Genomic DNA, 20,836 nt, shown 5'->3' on the forward strand with positions numbered 1-20,836 from the left:
GTTTGAACTACTTCCTGCGGTTTTTCCCAGACATTGCAGCTTAAATAACGCCTCTTAGAGAACCCTGAATTTGAGCCTGTTAAGTTTTTCTATCACTAGTGACTGACGAATTAGCGCTCTCTGCATCGGATGATCGATTATGTCTAATCCCGCACCGCTTTTAGTATTGGCTGAATCTGAAGGAACTTATTGCCCCGATCGCTGGGTTGAGGTGCTGGTCGATTGTCCCGGAGCGCAAGGACTCTATACCTATCGGCTGCCGATCGACCTCTCAGTACAAACGGGTGACATCTTGAGTGTGCCTTTTGGGCCTCAACAGGTGGGGGCGATCGCGATTCGACTCTTGACCACTCCGCCTGATCTTGATGCGGCCCAAATTCGCACTGTGGAGTCGATCGTCAGTCCAGGGTTTTTTGCGCCGACCTACTGGCAACTGCTCGATCGCGTCGCACATTACTATCACACTTCGCTGATGCAGGTCGTCAAAGTGGCGCTGCCGCCAGGGTTGTTGATGCGATCGCAGCGTAGAATTCACCGAGTCAGAGAAGCCAATGCAGGAATGCTGACCGGAACCGCACAGCAGATTTTAGACTTGCTCAACGACAGTAAGACAGGCGACTATTCCTGGGTACATCTCCAACGGCAGGTGTCTGGCGCGAGTCGAGGATTACAAGAACTGCTCAAAAAAGGGCTGGTCGAAAGCTATTTGCTGCCTCCGAGCGCAGTGCGTCCTAAGCTAAAACAGGCGGTCACCCTCGTCGCCGAAGATAGTTGTGAACTGACTCCCCGCCAAAGCGAGATTTTAGACCTACTCAAGCGACAGGGGGGTGAGGCCTGGCTCAATGAATTTTTGCAACAGTGTCACGTCAGTTCCTCGGTGCTAAAAACGCTGGAGCGCAAAGGCTATTTAGTCATCCAGCCCAGAGAAGTTTTGAGAACCGATCGCGGCATCTTGAGCGATGAAGACCGATCGCGTGCGCTAACTTCCGATCAAATCACCGTTCTCCAACAGATTCAGCAGTGTCAAGAATTTACCGAAATTTTGCTGCATGGAGTGACCGGATCAGGGAAAACAGAAGTCTACCTGCAAGCGATCGCTCCCATTCTAGAGCGAGGAGAATCGGCTTTGGTTCTGGTGCCTGAGATTGGGCTGACTCCCCAACTGACCGATCGCTTTCGAGCCAGATTTGGCGATCGAGTCTGCGTCTATCACAGTGGATTGTCCGAAGGAGAACGCTATGACACCTGGCGACAAATGCTCACAGGCAACCCTCAAGTGGCGATCGGCACCCGTTCTGCAATTTTCGCCCCGCTTCCTAAGTTGAGCCTGATCATTCTGGACGAAGAACATGACTCCAGCTTCAAACAAGACCAGCCCGCTCCCTGTTACCACGCTCGAACGGTTGCCCAATGGCGCGCCCAGCTAGAAAACTGTCCGTTGATTTTGGGTTCAGCCACGCCCTCTCTAGAATCCTGGGTTATGGCCAAAGGGTTATCGCAAGCCGCTAATTCTCGCTATCTGTCTTTACCCAAGCGCGTTTACGATCGACCCATGCCTGCGATCGAAGTCGTCGATATGCGTCAAGAACTGCGGGAGCGAAATGGCTCTATCTTTAGTCGATCGCTGCAAACCGCTCTAAGTCAGCTTCAGGAAACCGGACAGCAGGGCTTACTCTTTATTCATCGGCGCGGCCACAGTACCTTTGTTTCTTGTCGAAGCTGTGGCTATGTGATGGATTGTCCCAACTGCGATGTGTCGCTTTCATACCACCACGTTCACGCTGAGGCGCGGCCGCTTTTACGCTGTCACTATTGCAATCATGTCGCTTCTCAGCCGTCAGCCTGCCCAGACTGTGGATCTCCCTACTTCAAAAATTTTGGCAGTGGCACTCAAAAAGTTGCTCAAGCGTTGGTGCGGCAGTTTCCAGATATTAGAGTCATCCGATTTGACAGCGATACCACTCGCAACAAAGGCGCACATCGGGCCCTGCTAACCAAATTTGCTCAAGGAGAAGCCGATCTTCTAGTCGGGACTCAAATGCTTACTAAAGGGATTGATCTGCCGCAAGTCACGCTAGTAGGCATTATTGCTGCTGACGGATTACTCAATCTGCAAGACTTTCGAGCCAGCGAGCGAGCCTTTCAAACGTTGTTACAGGTAGCAGGACGAGCCGGACGAGGCGACGAACCTGGACGAGTGATCTTGCAAACCTACGCGCCCGAACATCCCGTGATCGAAGCGGTACAGCGGCATGAATACGAACCGTTTGTCACCTCCGAACTGGAGCAGCGATCGACCCTCAACTATCCTCCCTATGGCAAACTGGCGCTGTTGCGCTTTAGTGCGATGAATCCTGCGGTCGTGCAAAAAGCCGCCGAACGAGTTGCCCAAACCCTATCGCGATCGCAAGACTACGAACTTTTGGGGCCAGCCCCCGCTACTATTCTCAGAGTTGCCGGACGCTATCGCTGGCGAATTTTGCTGAAGTTTTCTCAGACCGTCGCCCCCGTCATGCCCGATCTAGACGAACTGCGATCGCTCTGTGGGTCTAATGTCAGTCTCACGATTGATATCGACCCCATGAACCTGATGTGACTTAGACTTCCTCCAACTTTCTCGCTCCGCATTAATATACCTTCCAGGGATAATTCTCTGTGATTAACGTGAATCTGAAGCTTTAACCAACGAAGTGGAAAAACCTTTCTGCAACAAAATCCTGGTTAAGAGCAACATTGATGAGAATTCTGTCAATACCCCCCAGGGGGCTTTAGCGCCTTATTTTTGGCATTCTTCTTAATCTCTCAATCTTCCGTGTCTAACTTTTCAGTAGAACTCATCAAAGTGATGTCAGCTATTTGAGAATGAATTGCAAAAACCTTGACAACCTTATCTGAACCGTAATAAGACAATTAGAGACGAGCGCTTGTAGAATACTCTAGGTGATAATGGTTATCATTACTGTATTCTGCCTGTCAGACTGCGATTTTGCGGGTAGAGCGTTGTCCTAAAAAGTTAAATTGGTGTGAGCCTAGGATGAATATGTCAAAAATTTTCTCTCAAGCTTTGTGGCTCAATCCGCTTGTTTTGGTCGCTAGCTTGACGGTTGCCTCCAGTGCGGCGGCTCAAAGTCAGGCACCTGGTAGCGATGTTCAATCCTCTGTTGCCGAATTGAGTCAGAGCGAACCGACTGCCCTTTCTCAAGTGACCTCCGTTTCTCAACTGTCAGATGTGCGTCCGACAGATTGGGCGTTTCAGGCGTTGCAATCCCTGGTTGAGCGCTATGGCTGTATTGCGGGCTACCCTGACAAAACCTATCGCGGCAATCGGGCCCTGACTCGTTACGAATTTGCGGCTGGGGTGAATGCGTGTCTCGATCGCGTCAATGAGCTAATCGCTGCCTCCACGGCCGATCTGGTCAAAAAAGAAGACCTGGCGACTTTGCAAAAACTCCAAGAAGAATTTGCTGCTGAATTGGCGACCTTGCGAGGTCGAGTCGATGCGCTCGAAGCTAGAACGACCACGTTAGAAAAGCAACAGTTTTCGACCACCACCAAACTCAACGGGGAAGTGGTCATTGGCATTGCAGGCGTTGCTAGTGGCGAGACGATTAACGGTCGAGAAGTCTCAAAGAATACGATTTTGGGCGATCGCGTCCGCTTAAACTTTGACACCAGCTTCACGGGCAAAGATCTGCTGAGAACGCGACTGCAAGCCAGCAATTTGGCCGCATTACCCGCCGCAAGAGACAATGGCGACCTGCTCACCCGCGAAGGCAGTTTCCGTTTTGCTGGAGAAGGCAACAACGAAGTGGGCGTGGATGCCCTGTTGTATCAGTTCCCGCTGGGCGAAAAAACCACCGTTACGATCGAAGCTAATGCAGGGGCGATCGACGACTTTACCGATACCCTCAATCCCTTTTTAGATGGAGATGGCGCGACGGGCGCTTTGACCCATTTTGGCTCTCGCAATTCCATTTACTACCTGGTAAACGGAGCGGGATTAGGCATCAGACACGCCTTTGGTGAGCAATTAGAACTCAGCTTGGGCTACTTGGCAAACGATCCGGCCACTCCTACCAGTGGGTCAGGTTTATTTAATGGGGCGTATGGAGCGATCGCGCAACTCACCTTTAAGCCCAGCGACAAACTGGGGGTCGGATTGACTTACATTCACGCTTACAACAACGACTTCAGTGCAAACGGCAGCGTCGGCAGCACCTTGGCAAACTTTAGAGAAGCCACCGGACTCCCAACGTCAGCCAACGCCTATGGGGTGAGTGCTTCCTTTCAACTCAGTCCGCAGTTTGTATTGAACGGCTCTGTGGGCTACACCAATGCTCGTACTCTTTCTGGACTCAGAGGCGACTTTGACATCTGGAACTGGCAAGTCGGTTTGGCGCTCCCTGATTTGGGCAAAAAAGGCAACCTGGCCGGAATCATCGTCGGTCAAGAACCCAAAGTTACGTCGGCGAGTGGGGGATTTGCGCGCGATCGTGACACCTCGCTGCACATCGAAGGCTTTTACCAATATCGACTCAACGACAACATTGCGATCACGCCTGGAGTGGTTTGGTTAACGGCTCCCGATCACAATAGCGATAACGAAGATGTGGTGATTGGTACGGTGAGAGCGACGTTCACGTTCTAAATCCAACAAATCTACTGTTCATTATTAGTTAAAGCTAGAAGTCATGGGGACTTCCTCGCGGCTTCTAGCTTTTTTAATGTGATTTGCTCAGGAATCCTTGTCTTAGAATCCCTCAGAATTGGGGAGGTGAGGCGCAAGAGATTCAGAAAACGCAGCCAAAGAACTTCATCAGTTCCCGTCTAAAATTCAGCCGTCTCCATCGTTGTCAATTTCCAAGTTCAGCACGTAGCACCCTAGCTGAGTCTGGTCGGCCCAAAGCTCATATTCCAATCTCAACTGCTCAGGGATAGGATAGCCATCTAGATGCAGACTGCGGGTATAGTTGCGGAGCTTGATCTGGCTGCCCTGTCTAATTTGACTACCTTGAAGCCAATAGCGAGTCATCCCATAAACTCCACGCTCCCACAGGTGGCGATAACTCAGCTTGCCGTCTCCCTGCATGGTCATTGTGACGCGGTAGGGCGAAATTTCGAGCCACAGCAAACGAGGGGTCGGCATGGGAGGCGCAACGAGTTGAGGATTTTCTAACGCTCGATTTGCAAAAGCGTCGTGTCGAATTTCTCTGGATTCCAAAACTCTCGGCTCAGTTAGCAAAACGTGAAAGCGTTCTTGGTCTTTTTGATAGAGGGTGCCGATCGTCTGTATGTCTGTCCATACGGGCAAGTCCGTCGAAACGATCGAAAGGTGAACGGGTTTGCGGTGATGGGTCAGCATGAGGTGAGGAGTGAGGAGTGGGACGTAGATCTCATTCAAAACTTTTCAGAAAGCGGTACGATAACAACGCAATCCGATGCCCAGTCTAGCTGATTCCTATGGCAACTCATACCGCGATCGCGCTTAAAATTACAAACGAACAGCATGATTTGATCATTCACCGATCGCGCTCTGGTCAACCATTACACGGGAAAATTCGCATTCCGGGCGATAAGTCGATTTCTCATCGATCGTTGATGTTGGGCGCGCTGGCTGAGGGGGAAACGATCATTCAGGGATTGCTGTTGGGAGAAGATCCGCGCAGTACGGCAAGTTGCTTTCGGGCGATGGGGGCAGAGATTTCGGATCTCAATTCTGATGAAGTGCGGGTTAGAGGCGTTGGATCAGGCAACCTACAAGAACCTTTGAATGTGTTGGATACGGGCAATTCTGGGACGACGACTCGCCTGATGTTAGGGATTTTGGCCGCTCAACCGGGGCGTTTTTTTACGGTGACGGGCGATGCTTCGATTCGATCGCGGCCCATGTCTCGTGTGGTCAAACCGCTTCAGAAAATGGGTGCCCAGATTTGGGGTCGCAAAGACGATTCTCTGGCACCGTTGGCGATTCGAGGACGGGCGTTAAAGCCGATTCACTATCATTCTCCGATCGCCTCTGCTCAGGTCAAATCCTGCATTCTCTTGGCGGGGCTGATGACCGAGGGCCAAACGACCGTAACGGAACCGGCCCTGTCTCGTGACCATAGCGAACGAATGCTACGATCGTTTGGCGCAGATCTCAGCGTCGATCCAGATACCAACAGTGTGACCGTGACGGGACAGGCTCGACTCAAGGGACAAATGGTGATCGTGCCCGGTGACATCAGTTCTGCGGCGTTTTGGCTAGTGGCGGCGGCGATCGTGCCCGGTTCTGAGTTGACGATCGAGAATGTGGGCGTAAATCCGACTCGCACCGGAATTCTGGAAGCCTTGGAACAGATGGGCGCAGACATCACTCTCGAAAATCAGCGCGAAGTGGCGGGGGAACCTGTGGCAGATTTGCGGGTGCGTCACAGTTCGTTAAAAGGCTGCACGATCGCCGGGGACTTGATTCCTCGCTTGATTGACGAAATCCCGATTTTGGCCGTCGCTGCTACGTTTGCCAAGGGAACGACTGTCATCCGCGATGCTGAAGAACTGCGCGTCAAAGAGAGCGATCGCATCTCCGTCATGGCCACTCAACTCAATCTGATGGGAGCCAGCATTACCGAACTGCCCGACGGCATGGAAGTTGTTGGCGAAAGATCCCTAACTGGAACCGAAGTAGACAGCTTTACCGATCATCGGATTGCTATGAGTCTAGCGATCGCCGCGCTCAACGCCCAGGGCACGACCACGATTCATCGCGCCGAAGCTGCGGCCGTTTCTTACCCTGAATTTGTGGAGACGCTGAAGAGAGCGATCGGTGAATAACGGTGAAATTGAAGTGTCCGATGATGATTCAATGGTCTGATGAGGACGACTGTTTTTTGGTCGGGTTTCCTGATTTTCCGAGGCAGCGCTGGCGGACTCATGGTGACACTTACGAGTCTGCGGTTGCTAATGGGATCGAAGCGTTGGAGTCCTTAATTATAAACGAACTGAGTAAAATTACTTCATATATCGCCGAGAGCTTTGTCAAAGGCGAGACGCTTAAAATGGGATTTGAGAAGGTGTTTGAGGGCGGCAAATGTCTGCAAAAGATGTTTTTCACAAGGCTGTTCGGTCAGCCCTCGAAAAGGACGGATGGCTGATTACGGCTGACCCCCTTTATATCAAAGCTTCTCCCCAGATTGCGATGTATGTCGATTTAGGAGCAGAAAAGCTCTTGGCTGCTGAACGCAGTGGGAAAAAAATCGCGGTTGAGATCAAAAGCTTTTTGGGATTGTCTGCAATTCATGAATTTCACTTGGCTTTGGGTCAGTTCCTAAATTATCGATTGGCACTAGAAAAACTAGAGTCAGAACGAACCTTGTATTTGGCGATTCCAGAAGACGCTTATCTAGAGTTTTTTGTCGATGAATTCATTCAGCAAGCGGTAGAAGCTTATCAACTAAATCTAATTATTTTTAATCCTGCCCAGGAGACGATCGAACAATGGAAAAATCAACCTACAGACAGTTAATCATAGATTTGTTGAAAGAACATGCAAGCCATCCAGTCAATGACGAGTCTCTTGAAACACAGCTTATCTTTGATGCCGAGAACGATCACTATCAGCTACTGCGCCTTGGCTGGGAAGGTGAAAAGCGAATTTATGCTTGTCCAATTCATGTTGATATTAAAGATGGCAAACTCTTGATTCAACGTGACTTTACCGAATCAGGAATTGCTCAACAGCTGGTAGAGCGAGGTGTACCTAAGTCAGCGATCGTCCTAAATTTTCGATCACCCTTTGTCAGACAATTTAGCGAGTTTGCGATCGTCTAGCGACAAGAGAATATTGCAAGCGATCGCCTCTTGAGAGTAAAGGAACGAGCGACTTCATCAGGAAATAGAAAATGACTGAGATTGTGTTTTTGGTTGAAGATGATCCTGATGGTGGCTACACGGCTAGAGCATTAGGTGAAGCAGTTTTCACGCAAGCGGATGACTTAAAAACGCTGCGAGAGATGGTGCGCGATGCTGTTCAGTGTCATTTTCCTGACGAGCAAAACCGTCCCAAAGTCATTCGATTACACATTGTTCGAGATGAAGTGATTGCCTCATGAGATTGCCAAGAGACTTATCAGGAGATGATCTGGTAAAGTCACTAACAAAATTTGGCTATGTAGTCACTCGTCAAACGGGCAGTCACACTTTGAACTTGATCGAGAAAAACTTCGTCATGCACTTTTCTCCTAACTCCATTGGTCAGGCAAACTGGTAATCAAGACAGGCATCGGGAACGATCGCTCCACTTCATCTACTTTTAGATCTAAGGATTTTGTGTAAAGTTATACGCAATGCTGTTTAGGGTGGGCAACCACTCTACCCTCGGCTTTGTAGATCCGGGCGTGGGGATTGGGGCCGACTCTGTGCAGCTAGTTGTAATGAGCGGGTCAGGTACCGGAAACGATCGCTTCTCCATCAGCGTAAATCTTCGCAGTGCTGCATTATAGGCAAACACGACTCCAGCTTCAATTTCGTACATCCAGGCGTGGAGGTTGAGCTTGCCGCCGTGTAGCTTTGATCGAATGGCGGGATAGGTTTCTAAATTTTCGATTTGCGTCAAGACATTTTGCTCGATCGCAATCTTCAAGAGTTGGTCGGGTTCGGTTCCGGCATAGTTGTCCATCACCACGCGCCGAGTCGTTTCGCCGTGACGCTTTAGCCAGTCATAGACCGCAGGCATCTTCTCAGCCAGGGTGCCAATTTGCAGCAGTCCTTTCATCGCGCCACAGTGAGAATGTCCGCAAACAATGATGTCCTTGATGCCCAAGGCCTCAACTGCGTACTCAATACCCGCCGATTCAGCGCTGCTGGCTGCCCCATAAGAAGGGATGATATTGCCTACGTTTCGCATGACAAACAGTTCGCCGGGAGCCGCTTGCGTGATTAAACAGGGGTCGATGCGCGAATCAGAACAAGTGATGAACAAAACTTCTGGAGACTGCCCACCCGAAAGCCGTTCAAAAAGATCTCGGTTGTCAGCGAAATAGTTGTCGTGGAAAGAGTTGAGTCCTTGGATCAGTCCTGTGAGCGACATGATTTCTTGCCCTAGTTGCGGTGAAGTAGCGGATTGTGGAGCCGATCGATAGAGCCAAATGATTGTCAACCATCGGCATTATCCTTCCCTTCTACAAGAGCAATGTAACACTTTCCGTATTTTTGTAAAGTCGAGTAAAGCTCTACTATTTGACCTTGAACTCAGCTACCCCTGATCCCCGCTTTTGGCAGCGATTCTAGCAAAAACTCTTTGACGTACATAACCGTTGCGTAGAACTGAAAATCGACGTTTTTCTTCTTTGAGAAGCCGTGTCCTTCATCTTTTGCCATCAGATACCAGACGGGAACATTATTTTTTCGCACCGTCGCCACAATTTGTTCGGCTTCGTTGAGCGGCACGCGAGGATCATTTTTGCCGTGGATTACAAAGAGCGGTTTTTTGATGCGATCGGCGTTATTCACCGGAGAAATTTTCAGCAAAAATTCGCGCATTTTGGGATCGCGCTCGTCGCCATATTCCACTCGTCGCAGATCTCGTCGATAGCTTTCGGTTCGTTCTAAAAAGGTGACAAAGTTAGAAATGCCCACAATGTTGATGGCTGCTCGAATGCGATCGCTATAATTCGTCGCCACCGCTAACGACATGTAGCCCCCATAACTGCCGCCCGTAACTAGAATTCGGTCTTTATCGAGATCAGGCTGAGTCGCAATCCAGTCTAATAGTGCGCCAATATCTTTGACAGAATCCTCGCGCAAAAAGCCATTGTCTAACTTCAAGAAGGTTTTGCCATAGCCCGTCGATCCCCGAACATTGGGGAAGATCATCGCCACGCCCAACTCATTCAAATAGTAGTTAGCGCGTCCCAAAAAGACCGGACGAAACTGACCTTCTGGGCCGCCGTGAATGTCAATCATGACAGGACGCTTGCCCTCAAACTTGGCGGGTGGACGATACAGAAACCCAGAAATCGTTTTATTGTCGAAACTCTTCCAGCGTACCAGTTCTGCGTCTGAAAAATTAGCTGTATTCAAGCCGCCCGTCTCGCTCTCTGTCCAGCGATCGACCTGATTTGTCCCCAGATTGAGCGAATAAATGTCAGCCGTCGATCGAGCCGAAATTAGCGTAAAGCCCAAATCCTGATTATTGCGATGCCAGGTGATGCCATAGACCAGACCGACGGGTAGCTTGGGCAGCGTCCATTCTTTGCGGGTGTCAGTGTCCAGAATATGCAGCACACTCGCGCCGTCTTCATTGGTCACAAACGCCAGATGCTTGCCGTCTTCCGACAAATCAAGATCTTCCACATCCCAGGGAATTTGACTTGTGAGATAAGTGGGTTCAAACGTTGCCAGATCCACGTAAGCAAGCCGAGAAAATTCGGACTCACGATCGCTCACCACGTACAATCCCTTGCCATCTTTACTAAACACTGCGCTCTGATAGGCAATTTTTTCTTGGCCGCCTTTGGGAGTGAGCAGTTTCTTCTCGCCTGATTGCGTGTCAAATAGCCACAAATAGCTTTCGTTGACCGAGACGTACTCCATTGCCAGCACCTGTCGATCGTCCGGTGACCAATCCATCGGCCCCCAGCCGCCCCCTTCAACGGTTGCCAGCAGACGATCGCTCTTGGGGTTTGCAGGCTCAAGACTATAAAAATCAGTGTCCTTTCCAGTCCGGCGCGTCGAAGTGTAGATCATGCGATCGCCGCGATTTGACCAGATGCCTCGACTATTCTTAGACTTGCCATCGGTGAGCAGCGTTACATCGCCCGTCCTCAAGTCATAGCGATAGTTTTGATTAAATTCATTGCCGCCGATGTCTTTGCTAAAAACAAAGTAGTCGCCCTGCCCCGGTTGATAGGTCGCTCCGCCCACCCGCTCAGAGAAAAACGTCATCTGCTTGCGAGCGCCCAACGGAAACTTGACTAAATGTACCTGTGGGGTATCGGCAAATCGAGTCGAAATCAGCATCTCCCGACGGGTCGGATGCCAGCTAGAAAGGGCCGCCGATCGAAACTGGGTGTAGCGATCGACCGTTGTCGCCAACTCAGCAGGAATTGCAGGAATGCCCTCGACTACGAGATTCTCGCCAGGAGCGATCGTTTCTTGAGCCAGTACCATTACAGAGGGAAGCAGCACGACTGCCAAAATTGTCGCTAAAACTTTAGTTAAAAATCGCATAGCTCCATCATCGCAAATCCCTAGCCCTTTGAGAATTAAGGATTATCGAATTTGAAGCAGCGTCAACATTACTGGCTCGATACAGATCACGGTTACTTTGCAAATCAGACAAGGCTTTGCGCTCCCATGAATGAGAGGGGGGTGAAAGGTTGCCCTTACTAGACTGCAAGCATCCTGGAATGGACGGTTGAGAAACCCCCTTCAGACGATTGCATCCTTCACCCCATAGCCAACTCTTGGGAACTGTACTCAGGCACGTTCTGCCGTTCTAGCCAGTTGATATTGCGAAGCCACTTCCAAACGCCTGTAGAACGTCTGACGACCACCCCTTTGCTCTGTTCTGCCACAATCTCTTTTAACTCAGCGGTCGTAAAACAATAGCCCAATTGATCCGAGATTTTGAGAAAGTCTTCGGGCGATCGCACCGCTTCAAACCGCTCCCGAATTGACTCATCCTGAGCCACCGCTTTCAAAAACCGAGTTGCACTTTCTACAGACATGTTACGTTCTCCTTGGGCTAGTCAGTATTTGCACCAGATTGCTCAGTGGGGTCGGGGCGCGATCGCAGTTCTCCAAATCAAAACGCTTTAAGCAATCCTCTTCTCATCCACTTTTTCATCCACCATGACGGTGAGAGATGTACTCAGACTTCATCAAAAAATGGACTTGTGGATAAGTGTAAACTACTACGTTACTTAAGCGCTTAGGTATAAACTTGCACAAATTCATTAAAATTTTTTGCTGAAAGCGTCAAACTACTGATAAAACTATATTGCTCCTTTATAAAAGCTTCATTAAACAAGATTGTGACAGTTTGATCGCTTTCTCGGCCCTCTCTCAAGTCAGATGTTTTCCGGCACTCTTACCTAGATGGGAGACGATCGTTCAGAGAATCTAAAGATTTGGGAAATTTGGGGCGATCGTTCTGCTGGGGATACTGAGTCCGCGAGTCAACCTTGAGAAGTCGATCAGGCGATTTAGAAGGACGGCGTAAAAGCTCTAGCTCTCGATCGAATTGCTCTCGTCCCTTTCTGAAAAAGTCTTCAGAACTTGAGGGCACCAGATCACGAGAAAGCCGCTGCAACTGTACCGAACTCAAACCCGTCAATGACTGCGCCTGAGCAGCAGACCCTATCAGCAGAGGCAGCATCCAAACTACAGAGACCGTCCAACAAGATGCTTTCATGAGGTGCGTCGTGGAAAACACGGTCAGAAACTCTACCTACCAGGCTAACGCGCTCGATTAAGATTGTGTAAAGTAGTCTGCCTATTAAAAGCCGTTGGAGTCTAACTTTTTATCCAAACAGCGATTGACTGTTCACTTGGAGTTCGATCGCCTCAATTTATCGCCTCAGCCCGCTGCCTATCTCGAAGTCGGTGCCAAAACGCCGCTGCTCATGCTGCACGGTTTTTTAGGTGACGGACGATGCTGGCTACCTTTAATGGATCAGTTACAGTCTCAATTTCGCTGCGTTGCCTTGGATCTGATGGGATTTGGTGACTCTGCTAAACCGTCTATTCAATACAACGTGGCTAAAGAAGTGGCGTTTGTGCATCAAGTGATTGAGAAATTGCAGCTTGCACCCTGCTATATCTTGGGGCACTCCTTTGGAGGATGGGTCGCCGCCGCCTACGCTTTGCAATATCCCGATCGAGTAAAGGGTCTCGTTTTGGCAGCACCCGCAGGCATTCGAGATGACAGTTTTGCGGGGCGATATGACCATCTCAGACCGCTTCTCTGGCAGACTCCGATCGTCGATTGGGCCTTGACGCTCCTCAAACCGATCGCCACCCCCTTTGGTCAGCGTCCCACTCTCGAACAACTCGCCTGGTTTCGTCGAGAATTAAAGGCTCAACCTGCTGCCCGATCGTTTCTCGTAGATCGGCTCCGCCCCGAAGATGCGATCGACACGGTTGAAAAAGAAATTTATCGATTGAAAGTGCCAACTTTGGTAATCACAGGCGATCGTGACGAGACCATTCCCATCTGGCACTGCGAAACCTATGCTCAAGAAATTCCCAATGCTCAGTTGGTCGTGATCCCCGACGCTGATCACGCCCTGCCACAAAAATATGCGCCTCAGCTTGCCAAAGCGATCGGCCAATTTTTAGAAACTCTTTCGACTATTTAAAATTCTGGTTGCGGTACGAGTTATTCGCGCTTCCGAAGCACTACCCTGCCGTAGATTTTCATCCTTTTACTCGCTATCCCCAGCGGGTTCTTGGCTGATGGCTTCTATTGACTTTGCTTTGCGCGATTCTAGCCAAAGAGGAACCACAATCCAGGCGACGACGATGAGCAGGGCGGCGATCGTAAACTGGGAAGCCAAACTAATCAACTTCTCCAGAGGCACCACCTGTCCCGCAAAATACGCCAGAGACACCATGACCGATGCCCAAGCACAGGCCCCAGCCACGTTGTAAAGCATAAATTTGAGAAATGGCATCTCAGCGATTCCCGCAAGAGGACTGGCAAAGATTCGCAGCAGGGCAATAAATCGGCCCAACAAAACGGCTTTTCCAGCATTTTCGCTAAACTGGCGGCGAATTTCCTCTAGCTGTGCTTCTTTGACTCGAAACACCCGCCCCAGATTCAGCAGTAATGGCCACCCCCCGTAGCGTCCAATCCAGTAGCCGCAAGTGCCCCCTAGAATCGCGCCAGAGGCTGCGTCAGCCAAAACGTACCAGTAGTTAAGCTGATCGTTTCCAGCTAAAAATCCCCCGGCTAGGGTGACGGTTTCTCCGGGAATAGGCAAACCCAAATTTTCTAACAAAATTCCAAAGAAAATCGCCCAGTAGCCGTACTGTTGAGCAATTTCTTGAATAGCTTCGGGCGAGATAAAGTCAAGAGACATTAGGTTAACCTTTACAAAGCTTCATCTTTCCCGTCGATCTTGACTTGATTTCAGAACGGTGTCAATGCAGGGTAATTTGAATTCTGGCTTTTGTTGTCTTGGATGCGACGGAGAGCTTTCTTAATCTTAGAGACATTTCCTTACATTGAGGGCGGACAAATCAGATCCTATACAAAGCTTCCGATTCAGGCGCGTCAGCAACCAGCCAATCATCCTGCCGCAAAATGAGTTGATCAAAAGCCTATTGGGGCTATTTTCAAAAAAGCTTTCGAGGCAAAAACTGCAATTTTTATCACAAAAGAGAAAATTTTAATATAAAGGAACCCAAACGTGAAGATTTTGTGAATCCTCCGGAGAATTCCTCAAAGCCGACGAAGCTAATCTTTATAGTTGTAGCAGCAAGTTACGTATATCTACTTAGCTTGAAAAGTCCCCTAGTCTCTACATCCCAGCGATTTGATTCGGTCGATCGACTGAGCAGTAAAACAAGGTTTATCGGTTTTGGGTGGGGACGAGCAAGTGCTTTTAAAAGTCAACAAAATCTTTTTTAGGAATGAGGCTATGGGTTCTAAAAGCATCAGTGAGGAGTTTTTACTTCAGCCCCAGGGTCGGCTGGATTTGCGAGGCGGCGGTCACCTTCGGCAACAGCTTGAAACGGTCGCATCGCAGGTTTCTCAAGGTAGCGTTTCTCGTTGCCGCAAGCTGTGGGTGGTGGATATGTCGTGTATTGAATTTATCGACAGCTTTGGCCTCGCTTCGCTGGTTGCAGGGCTAAACGTAGCGACTCAAGTGGGGGCCCGGCTCGTTTTGTGTGGTCTGTGCCCATCTGCCCAACTGGTTTTTGAAATCACACAGCTCGATCGTGCCTTCACGATTTTTGAAAGTTATGATGCACTGCTGGCTTCTTTAGAACTTCCTACCCTTCAGGTCTTGCCTGCTTTAGAGGTGGCGTGAAGCGATCGGTTGAATGATCCCGCCTGATGGCCCTAATCGTTCTTGAAAAAGTACGATCGGGCTGTTTTTTATTTTGAGGCTTATTTTGAGGTGGTGAAGCCTACAGACGATCAAACAAAAGGGAACCTTCCCTCCTCTTAAAAAGACGAACCGTTCCCTCTAGCGTCGTTAAAACTTAGTTCCCATCGAAATTTCAACCTCTGCCAGCCAAAATCTGAAGCCTGGTTGAAAGGCAGCCATCCCAAACGATCAGGCATTCCCAAAGCTGGGTAGCGAGATATCTCCCTCCGATCGGGGGAAGCTGGGCAAATCTAGGTGAGACGTGCGGCGAGTTCTAACCGCCAATCGGTAGCTGACACTCTGCAACTCCGCATGAAGCTGACGGTTTTCTCGCTGCACCAGAGCCACCTTTTCGCGAACGGGAGCCATTCGCTCGGCAAACTTTTGCTTGTAGATCTTGGGTAACTCCTGAACGACTTGCTCTAACATGCGAGAGCGATCGGTCAATTCTTGAACCGACTGCCGCAGTTGATAGATTTCAGCATCGCGTTCGGCAATCTGCTCCTGATAAAACGTAACTTGCTGCTCAACCTGCTGTAGCTGTTCTCTGAGCGCCCGCATTTCTGCCAGATGACGCTCCGCAGAAATTTCCGAAGTCGGCACCGGGTTAGCGTTGCCCTTGACTAGACGAAAGAGTTCTTGCGAAAGCTGTTGGACGAGTTGGTCGCGCATTTGCAATTCTTCTTGCAGCCGCACAACCTCTGATTGCAGTTGTTGAATGTGAGGGGTATCCGCTTGGGTCACTTGTTTGTCACTCCAGATTTTAATGGCTTGCCTGTTTGAGGTGTTCTTCCCAAAGACGAGGTGGGGAAGCGCGACGAATATCACGCCAAATTGCAGTTGCCGCTAATGTACCATCTGCGACGGCAATTGAGATCTGGTTTAGGCCCTCTTTTAAATCCCCCAGGGCAAATATTCTTGGATGAGAGGTGCGACACATGCCATCTGTGGTGAGATTACCGCCTTTCCACTGGAGGTCTAGCCCTTTGAGATACTCGTTGTGATAATGAGACCCCATTGAGATGAGTCCAGTTTCAAGGGGAACGATCGTTCCATCCGTCAACTCCACCCCATTCATTTCGTGATTGTCACCCAAAAAGCGGCGAATGGGCGTTTCGACCAGGGGGTAGCCGTGATCCTGAAGTTTTTGGCGCATCTCGGTGCTGACCTCACATAAGCCCTGCGTGAAAACGGTGATGTAGGGCGTGAACCAGTTCAGCACAAAGGCAGTGTTGATCGCGGCTTCGGTATTTACAAACAGTCCACAGTTTTTATCCCCCATCTCGTAGCCATCACAGATCATACAAACGTGCAGATTGTAGCCCGCGTAATCATAGACGTTTTGCATATCGTCTAGCTTGGGCAGATGGTCGATCACTCCGCTGGCTGCGACGAGATACTTGGCTCGAAGCGTCTGATAAATGCTGTCTTTTTTGCCGACCTTGACCTTGACCGCGAAGGTTTCTCCGTCATCCTGGACATCTTCGACAAAGCCGGGGAGATAGTCGCCGTCGAGTGAGAGAAAATGTTCTTGCCCTTGTTGGAGCATGGTGCGTCCCGGAGTTGTCGGCGGCAAGCCAAGATAATTGCGTAAATCTTGCATCCAGAACGATCGCCCTCGTCCTTTTTCGATCACCAGGCAAGACAATCGATAGCGCTGTAGGTAGAGGGCTGCTGAAAGTCCGCCTGCGCCACCGCCGACGACGATCGCATCGTATACATGGTCAAGGCGCTGATCCAGATTCTTTTTTGAGAGCTTCATGACGTGACTGTAAATGAAAGTTAAAGGCTTAGGACGGAGGTGATCTATCAATCACGTTAAACCCTAAACCTCAAACTTTAAACCTGGCCTCAGTCTAACTAACCTTCGACTGCAACGGCCTCAACGTCTTCAGCTTTGGGCACGTCTTGCTTGACGGTCAGGTAGCGAATGACCTCGGTGCTGATCCGCATGGCGCGCTCCATTCCAGCGATCTGGCTACCGTCGCCTGTGTAGTTCATCTGAATGTAAACGCCTTCGCGGTGTTTGGCGATTTCGTAGGCGAGACGGCGTTTGCCGCGATGTTGAGTTTCGATGATTTCTGCACCGTTGTCTTTCAACAGACTTTGATACTTTTCGATCGCCGCATCGATCGCTTCATCGTTGAGATCGGGGCGCAAAATGTACATCGTTTCGTAAATGAAATTCATACCAGCTTTCTCCTTATGGACAAGTCGGCCTTTTCGATTGGCAAACTCAGTAGCAAATTGGGTCAAAAAAATACTTGACCTGCTACCCAGTTCCCCAATAATGAAAAAGCAAGGACTTACCATTCTATCCCAGTTTCTAGACGATCCAGCTAGAAGGTGCTAGACGTTAAGCCTGAGACTCCAGATTTTGCAAGCATTCGCTGTATGCGAGTGGGCAGTCCACGCCCTGAAGTTTTATACGTAATTAAGGTATCTATCCCGGTATGGCACAGCGCTATGTTCGAGTTCAGACCCCAGATGGCAAGATTTTTTATGGGCTGTTGCAGATCGATCGTCGAGTGCAAGTGTTAGATGCGCCTCCGTGGATGAAGGGACAGCCGACGGATCAAGTTTTAGACGCTAATCATTATCAAATTTTGGCTCCCTGCGCGCCTTCTAAGATTGTGGCTGTGGGCAAAAACTATGCAAATCATGCGGCCGAGATGGGGACTCCAGTTCCAGATGAGCCGCTGTTGTTTCTCAAACCGCCGACGACGGTAATTGCGATGGATGCCGAGATCTGCCACCCGTCTCAGTCAGCGCGAGTCGATTATGAAGGGGAACTGGCGCTAGTAATGGGCGATCGCTGTTCTCACTGCACCCCAGAAGACGCTCACAGCAAAATTTGGGGCTATACGATCGCCAACGATGTGACGGCGAGAGATCTGCAAAAAAAAGACGGTCAGTGGACACGGGCCAAAGGATTTGACACATTTTGTCCGCTGGGGCCGTGGGTGGTGCGCGAGATCAATCCAGGGGCGAGGCTGCAAACCTTTGTGAATGACGATCGTCACCCTGTGCAGTCAGCCGCAATCAGCGAAATGGTGTTTCCGCCTGATGTATTGGTGGCTTACATTAGTCAGGTGATGACGCTATTGCCGGGAGATGTGGTGCTGACGGGGACTCCGGAGGGAGTAGGCGCGATCGGGGTGGGCGATCGCATTCGCATTGAGATTGAAGGAATTGGCTATTTAGAGAATTCAGTGATCGCTCGCACTGCGGCAATTGTCGAATCTCAGGTCTAGCGCACTTGCATGTAGACGGCTTCTGAAATCGTAGGGATTTCTGCATACTTTCCGAGCGCAGATTGAACGATCGAAAACCCAACCGCAACCACCATGCCCAAGAAAATTGTGTTAAACAACGTCTGTGTCAGCAAGACACTTGTCCCTAAAATCGGTGCCAAAACATAAGCCCAAACCAGCCCAATCAGGCTCAAAACAATTCCAAACAAAATTGCCTGCATGGTGTTGAAGCGGATGAAGTGAGGCAAGTTTTCGTTGCGAACCACAAGCAGGTAGAGCGCAAAGAAGACGACAAATGAAACGATGCCGCCCAAACTATTGTAAATTGCCAGCAGTGGTGACAGGGGAACCACCAGGACTCTCAATATAGGAGTCAAAAAAGATTCTGTCAGAATCAGGGGCCTTGTAACCAGTCCGATTAAATCAAGGAGTGGCAGAAGGTAAGCGAGACAGGCAAAGATGCGATCGGAAACAGTTGTTGACCCACGCCAAGACATGCGGATTCTCCTAATTTGAGTGTAGGTTTCTAAAGGCCGTAAGACACAGTAGCCGTTTGCTTTCTTTTAGCGGTTGGCAATTTGATTAATCTCATCCTAATGCCTGGACTCAAATTCTGCTCACTGCCTCACTCGACATTAGCAACTCGAAACCCCATCTGACACTCATATTGATTGGGCTGAGTCTCAGACAACTTACGAATCGCATAGCCGCAGCGAAGTTGTCCCTGTTGCCAGCGAGGTTGGCCACTCTGGTCAGCCAGCAAACAGGTCTGACAGACTTTTTGTGGAGAAATAATTTGATCGCCCATCAGGATGACTAACATGCACCACACCTCCCGTAGACTTGGCTGAGATTGACGTTAAATTGACATGAGTAAGCGCTTTAGTAAGAGTTTTCATTGGCAGCAAAACTCTGCGGATCTCCAGAGGTGTCTCAATTTTAGAGTAGCTCTTAGAAGAAGTCGGACATGCTTTATACAGCTTCATGGGAAGGCGCGATCGACGTTCTCGACATCTAGCCTCAAAGCTTGCGGGCGCTTTTGATGTACTTTTGAAACCAGATTGATAGATCACCCTGTTGAATGGTTGGAGGCGTGGCTGGCTGGATTTCGATCGTCCGAATAAACTCACTAAACTTAGTAATTAGCTCCGGGTTGCGCCAGCCCTTAGCGGTTTCTTCCTCGATAATTTTGAGTGCCTCCTCCGGGGAGAACGCCTTTTTGTAAGGACGCTCACTCGTCAAAGCATCGTAGATATCAACCACTTGAAAAATCTGTGCCAAATGTGGAATCTCACCTTCGACCAGCCCATCCGGGTAGCCCGACCCATCCCAGCGCTCATGATGGTGACGAATAATCGGGACAACTCCACGCATCGTTCTTAGGGGCTGACAGATTTTTTCGCCAATCAAGACATGCTGCTGCATCACTTCCCACTCTTCGGGCGTGAGTTTGCCCTGTTTGAGTAAGACCGCATCTGGGATGCCCACCTTGCCAATATCGTGAAGATAGCCGCCCCACATCAAATCGCGGACTTCGGGACGAGACAACCCTAAGAATTCACCAAAGGCTTTGCCCCGCATCACGAGCCGTTCACAATGATCCCCGGTGTTGGGGTCGCGACTTTCGACGGTGCGCGCGATCGAGAACAACACTTTTTCGGCATGGTCGAGATCTTCGTTCAGCCGTTTTTGGCGGATTAGCGACTTGACCCGTGCTGAGAGTTCTAATTGATCAAATGGCTTGGTCAGAAAATCATCGCCCCCTGCTTCGATGCCTCTGAGTCGGGCACGACGATCGTCCAGTGCGGTGACAAATACGATGGGTGTCAAACGAGTTTGTTCATCCGCTTTGAGGCGACGGCAGACCTCGTAGCCATCCATTCCGGGCATCATCACATCCAGAAGAATCAAATCTGGGTTAGTCGCAAAAACCTGTGAAAGTGCCGCAGAGCCGCTTTCTGCCTCCAAAACATCGTAACCCTCAACCGACAAGAGGGCAACGGCGGTCATCCGACTGGACGGGTGGTCATCTACCACAAGAATTCTAGGTCGCTCCAAATCCAGGTCGTTCACGTTGGAAAAACCCTAAACAACTGAGTCAATAAGAGTATGAATAGAGCCAAATTTTTGAGGGAGAACTGCGATCGGGCGTGATCAGGCGTTTTAGACAGCTTTCGACTGAGTATTTACGCACTGTTAACCAACTGCTCATCGCTCAGTGCCTACCTTTATCAACCCTGCGACGTGGCTCCCAAAGTTTAATTTCAGCCATCTAAGTACGCTAAATCGCTCTAGCGCTCTTTTCCCAGTATGGGCAAATGTTTTTATGAAGCAATCAGGCTTTTTACGGAGATCAAGAGATTTTGTACGGAGAAGTTTTGTCTGCTTATTCACGGCTGAATTGAGTACAGGGAAGGAGCTTCGAGAATCATAGCTGAGTTATGCCAGTAGATGGAGATTATAAATTTTACATTAACTAGCTCAGTACTACGGTCTTTGGGGGGT

Annotated in this window: 23 protein-coding genes; 11 read left to right on the forward strand and 12 right to left on the reverse strand. The window is 49.8% G+C overall.

Features of this window, described 5'->3' with window-relative positions:
- Positions 1–139 precede the first annotated feature (139 nt).
- Both priA and ACKFKF_RS01520 read left to right on the forward strand, forming a co-directional pair.
- Positions 140–2,596, forward strand: a complete 2,457-nt coding sequence (gene priA / locus ACKFKF_RS01515; RefSeq protein WP_446866055.1) for a primosomal protein N' — start codon at positions 140–142, stop codon at positions 2,594–2,596.
- Between the two features lie 444 nt (positions 2,597–3,040).
- On the forward strand, positions 3,041–4,648 hold the full coding sequence (locus ACKFKF_RS01520; RefSeq protein ID WP_446866139.1) for an iron uptake porin: 1,608 nt from the start codon (positions 3,041–3,043) through the stop codon (positions 4,646–4,648).
- A gap of 186 nt (positions 4,649–4,834) precedes the next feature.
- On the opposite strand, the gene ACKFKF_RS01525 is transcribed toward ACKFKF_RS01520, so the two are convergent.
- Positions 4,835–5,362, reverse strand: coding sequence for a hypothetical protein (locus ACKFKF_RS01525; RefSeq protein ID WP_446856632.1), 528 nt, complete (start codon positions 5,360–5,362; stop codon positions 4,835–4,837).
- 98 nt (positions 5,363–5,460) lie between these two features.
- Between ACKFKF_RS01525 and aroA the strand changes: the two genes are divergently transcribed.
- The 6 genes from aroA (at position 5,461) to ACKFKF_RS01555 (ending at position 8,248) form a co-directional block, all read left to right on the forward strand.
- Positions 5,461–6,813: a 3-phosphoshikimate 1-carboxyvinyltransferase gene (gene aroA / locus ACKFKF_RS01530; RefSeq protein ID WP_446866056.1), complete on the forward strand. Its 1,353-nt coding sequence runs from the start codon at positions 5,461–5,463 to the stop codon at positions 6,811–6,813.
- Positions 6,814–6,833: 20 nt separating this feature from the next.
- Positions 6,834–7,133, forward strand: coding sequence for a type II toxin-antitoxin system HicB family antitoxin (locus ACKFKF_RS01535; protein ID WP_446866057.1), 300 nt, complete (start codon positions 6,834–6,836; stop codon positions 7,131–7,133).
- Positions 7,070–7,504 carry a XisH family protein gene (locus ACKFKF_RS01540; RefSeq protein WP_446866058.1) on the forward strand — a complete coding sequence of 145 codons (435 nt, stop codon included), beginning with the start codon at positions 7,070–7,072 and terminating at the stop codon, positions 7,502–7,504. The genes ACKFKF_RS01535 and ACKFKF_RS01540 overlap by 64 nt, the downstream gene beginning before the upstream one ends.
- Positions 7,477–7,809: an element excision factor XisI family protein gene (locus tag ACKFKF_RS01545; protein WP_446866059.1), complete on the forward strand. Its 333-nt coding sequence runs from the start codon at positions 7,477–7,479 to the stop codon at positions 7,807–7,809. Before ACKFKF_RS01540 ends, ACKFKF_RS01545 begins: the two co-directional genes overlap by 28 nt.
- A gap of 71 nt (positions 7,810–7,880) precedes the next feature.
- On the forward strand, positions 7,881–8,090 hold the full coding sequence (locus ACKFKF_RS01550; RefSeq protein WP_446866060.1) for a 2-oxoisovalerate dehydrogenase: 210 nt from the start codon (positions 7,881–7,883) through the stop codon (positions 8,088–8,090).
- Positions 8,087–8,248, forward strand: coding sequence for a type II toxin-antitoxin system HicA family toxin (locus ACKFKF_RS01555; RefSeq protein ID WP_446866061.1), 162 nt, complete (start codon positions 8,087–8,089; stop codon positions 8,246–8,248). The genes ACKFKF_RS01550 and ACKFKF_RS01555 overlap by 4 nt, the downstream gene beginning before the upstream one ends.
- Before the next feature lie 48 nt (positions 8,249–8,296).
- Here the strand turns inward: ACKFKF_RS01555 and ACKFKF_RS01560 are convergent, their stop codons facing one another.
- The 4 genes from ACKFKF_RS01560 to ACKFKF_RS01575 form a co-directional block, all read right to left on the reverse strand.
- On the reverse strand, positions 8,297–9,136 hold the full coding sequence (locus tag ACKFKF_RS01560) for a carbonic anhydrase (protein WP_446866062.1): 840 nt from the start codon (positions 9,134–9,136) through the stop codon (positions 8,297–8,299).
- 92 nt (positions 9,137–9,228) lie between these two features.
- Positions 9,229–11,208, reverse strand: coding sequence for a S9 family peptidase (locus ACKFKF_RS01565; RefSeq protein ID WP_446866063.1), 1,980 nt, complete (start codon positions 11,206–11,208; stop codon positions 9,229–9,231).
- Positions 11,209–11,426: 218 nt separating this feature from the next.
- On the reverse strand, positions 11,427–11,708 hold the full coding sequence (locus ACKFKF_RS01570; RefSeq protein WP_446856640.1) for a Nif11-like leader peptide family natural product precursor: 282 nt from the start codon (positions 11,706–11,708) through the stop codon (positions 11,427–11,429).
- 362 nt (positions 11,709–12,070) lie between these two features.
- Positions 12,071–12,394, reverse strand: a complete 324-nt coding sequence (locus tag ACKFKF_RS01575; protein ID WP_446866064.1) for a hypothetical protein — start codon at positions 12,392–12,394, stop codon at positions 12,071–12,073.
- A gap of 124 nt (positions 12,395–12,518) precedes the next feature.
- On the opposite strand from ACKFKF_RS01575, the gene ACKFKF_RS01580 reads away from it, so the two are divergent.
- Entirely contained in the window at positions 12,519–13,340 is an 822-nt protein-coding gene (locus ACKFKF_RS01580) for an alpha/beta fold hydrolase (RefSeq protein WP_446866065.1), read from the forward strand.
- Between the two features lie 66 nt (positions 13,341–13,406).
- On the opposite strand, the gene ACKFKF_RS01585 is transcribed toward ACKFKF_RS01580, so the two are convergent.
- A complete protein-coding gene (locus ACKFKF_RS01585) occupies positions 13,407–14,063 on the reverse strand; it encodes a DedA family protein (protein ID WP_446856643.1) in 657 nt (218 codons plus the stop codon).
- A gap of 561 nt (positions 14,064–14,624) precedes the next feature.
- On the opposite strand from ACKFKF_RS01585, the gene ACKFKF_RS01590 reads away from it, so the two are divergent.
- A complete protein-coding gene (locus ACKFKF_RS01590) occupies positions 14,625–15,017 on the forward strand; it encodes an STAS domain-containing protein (protein ID WP_446856644.1) in 393 nt (130 codons plus the stop codon).
- A gap of 249 nt (positions 15,018–15,266) precedes the next feature.
- On the opposite strand, the gene ACKFKF_RS01595 is transcribed toward ACKFKF_RS01590, so the two are convergent.
- The 3 genes from ACKFKF_RS01595 to rpsF all read right to left on the reverse strand — a co-directional run bounded on the left by ACKFKF_RS01595 (position 15,267) and on the right by rpsF (position 17,267).
- Positions 15,267–15,821 (reverse strand): Npun_F5560 family protein, encoded by a 555-nt coding sequence (locus tag ACKFKF_RS01595; protein ID WP_446866066.1) that lies wholly within the window; start codon positions 15,819–15,821, stop codon positions 15,267–15,269.
- Between the two features lie 19 nt (positions 15,822–15,840).
- On the reverse strand, positions 15,841–16,839 hold the full coding sequence (locus ACKFKF_RS01600; protein WP_446866067.1) for an NAD(P)/FAD-dependent oxidoreductase: 999 nt from the start codon (positions 16,837–16,839) through the stop codon (positions 15,841–15,843).
- A 98-nt stretch (positions 16,840–16,937) separates the two neighbouring features.
- Complete coding sequence (gene rpsF / locus ACKFKF_RS01605; protein WP_446866068.1) at positions 16,938–17,267, reverse strand: 30S ribosomal protein S6; 330 nt, start codon at positions 17,265–17,267, stop codon at positions 16,938–16,940.
- Positions 17,268–17,530: 263 nt separating this feature from the next.
- On the opposite strand from rpsF, the gene ACKFKF_RS01610 reads away from it, so the two are divergent.
- Positions 17,531–18,331, forward strand: a complete 801-nt coding sequence (locus ACKFKF_RS01610) for a fumarylacetoacetate hydrolase family protein (RefSeq protein WP_446866069.1) — start codon at positions 17,531–17,533, stop codon at positions 18,329–18,331.
- Here the strand turns inward: ACKFKF_RS01610 and ACKFKF_RS01615 are convergent.
- From ACKFKF_RS01615 to ACKFKF_RS01625, 3 genes are all read right to left on the reverse strand, one after another.
- Positions 18,328–18,828, reverse strand: coding sequence for a Tic20 family protein (locus ACKFKF_RS01615; protein ID WP_446856649.1), 501 nt, complete (start codon positions 18,826–18,828; stop codon positions 18,328–18,330). The two genes, ACKFKF_RS01610 and ACKFKF_RS01615, sit on opposite strands and share 4 nt — an antisense overlap.
- 128 nt (positions 18,829–18,956) lie before the next feature.
- Positions 18,957–19,154: a hypothetical protein gene (locus tag ACKFKF_RS01620; RefSeq protein ID WP_446866071.1), complete on the reverse strand. Its 198-nt coding sequence runs from the start codon at positions 19,152–19,154 to the stop codon at positions 18,957–18,959.
- 197 nt (positions 19,155–19,351) lie between these two features.
- A complete protein-coding gene (locus ACKFKF_RS01625; protein ID WP_446866073.1) occupies positions 19,352–20,404 on the reverse strand; it encodes a response regulator in 1,053 nt (350 codons plus the stop codon).
- Between the last annotated feature and the right edge of the window lie 432 nt (positions 20,405–20,836).

This window comes from Phormidesmis sp. 146-12 (assembly GCF_052939495.1).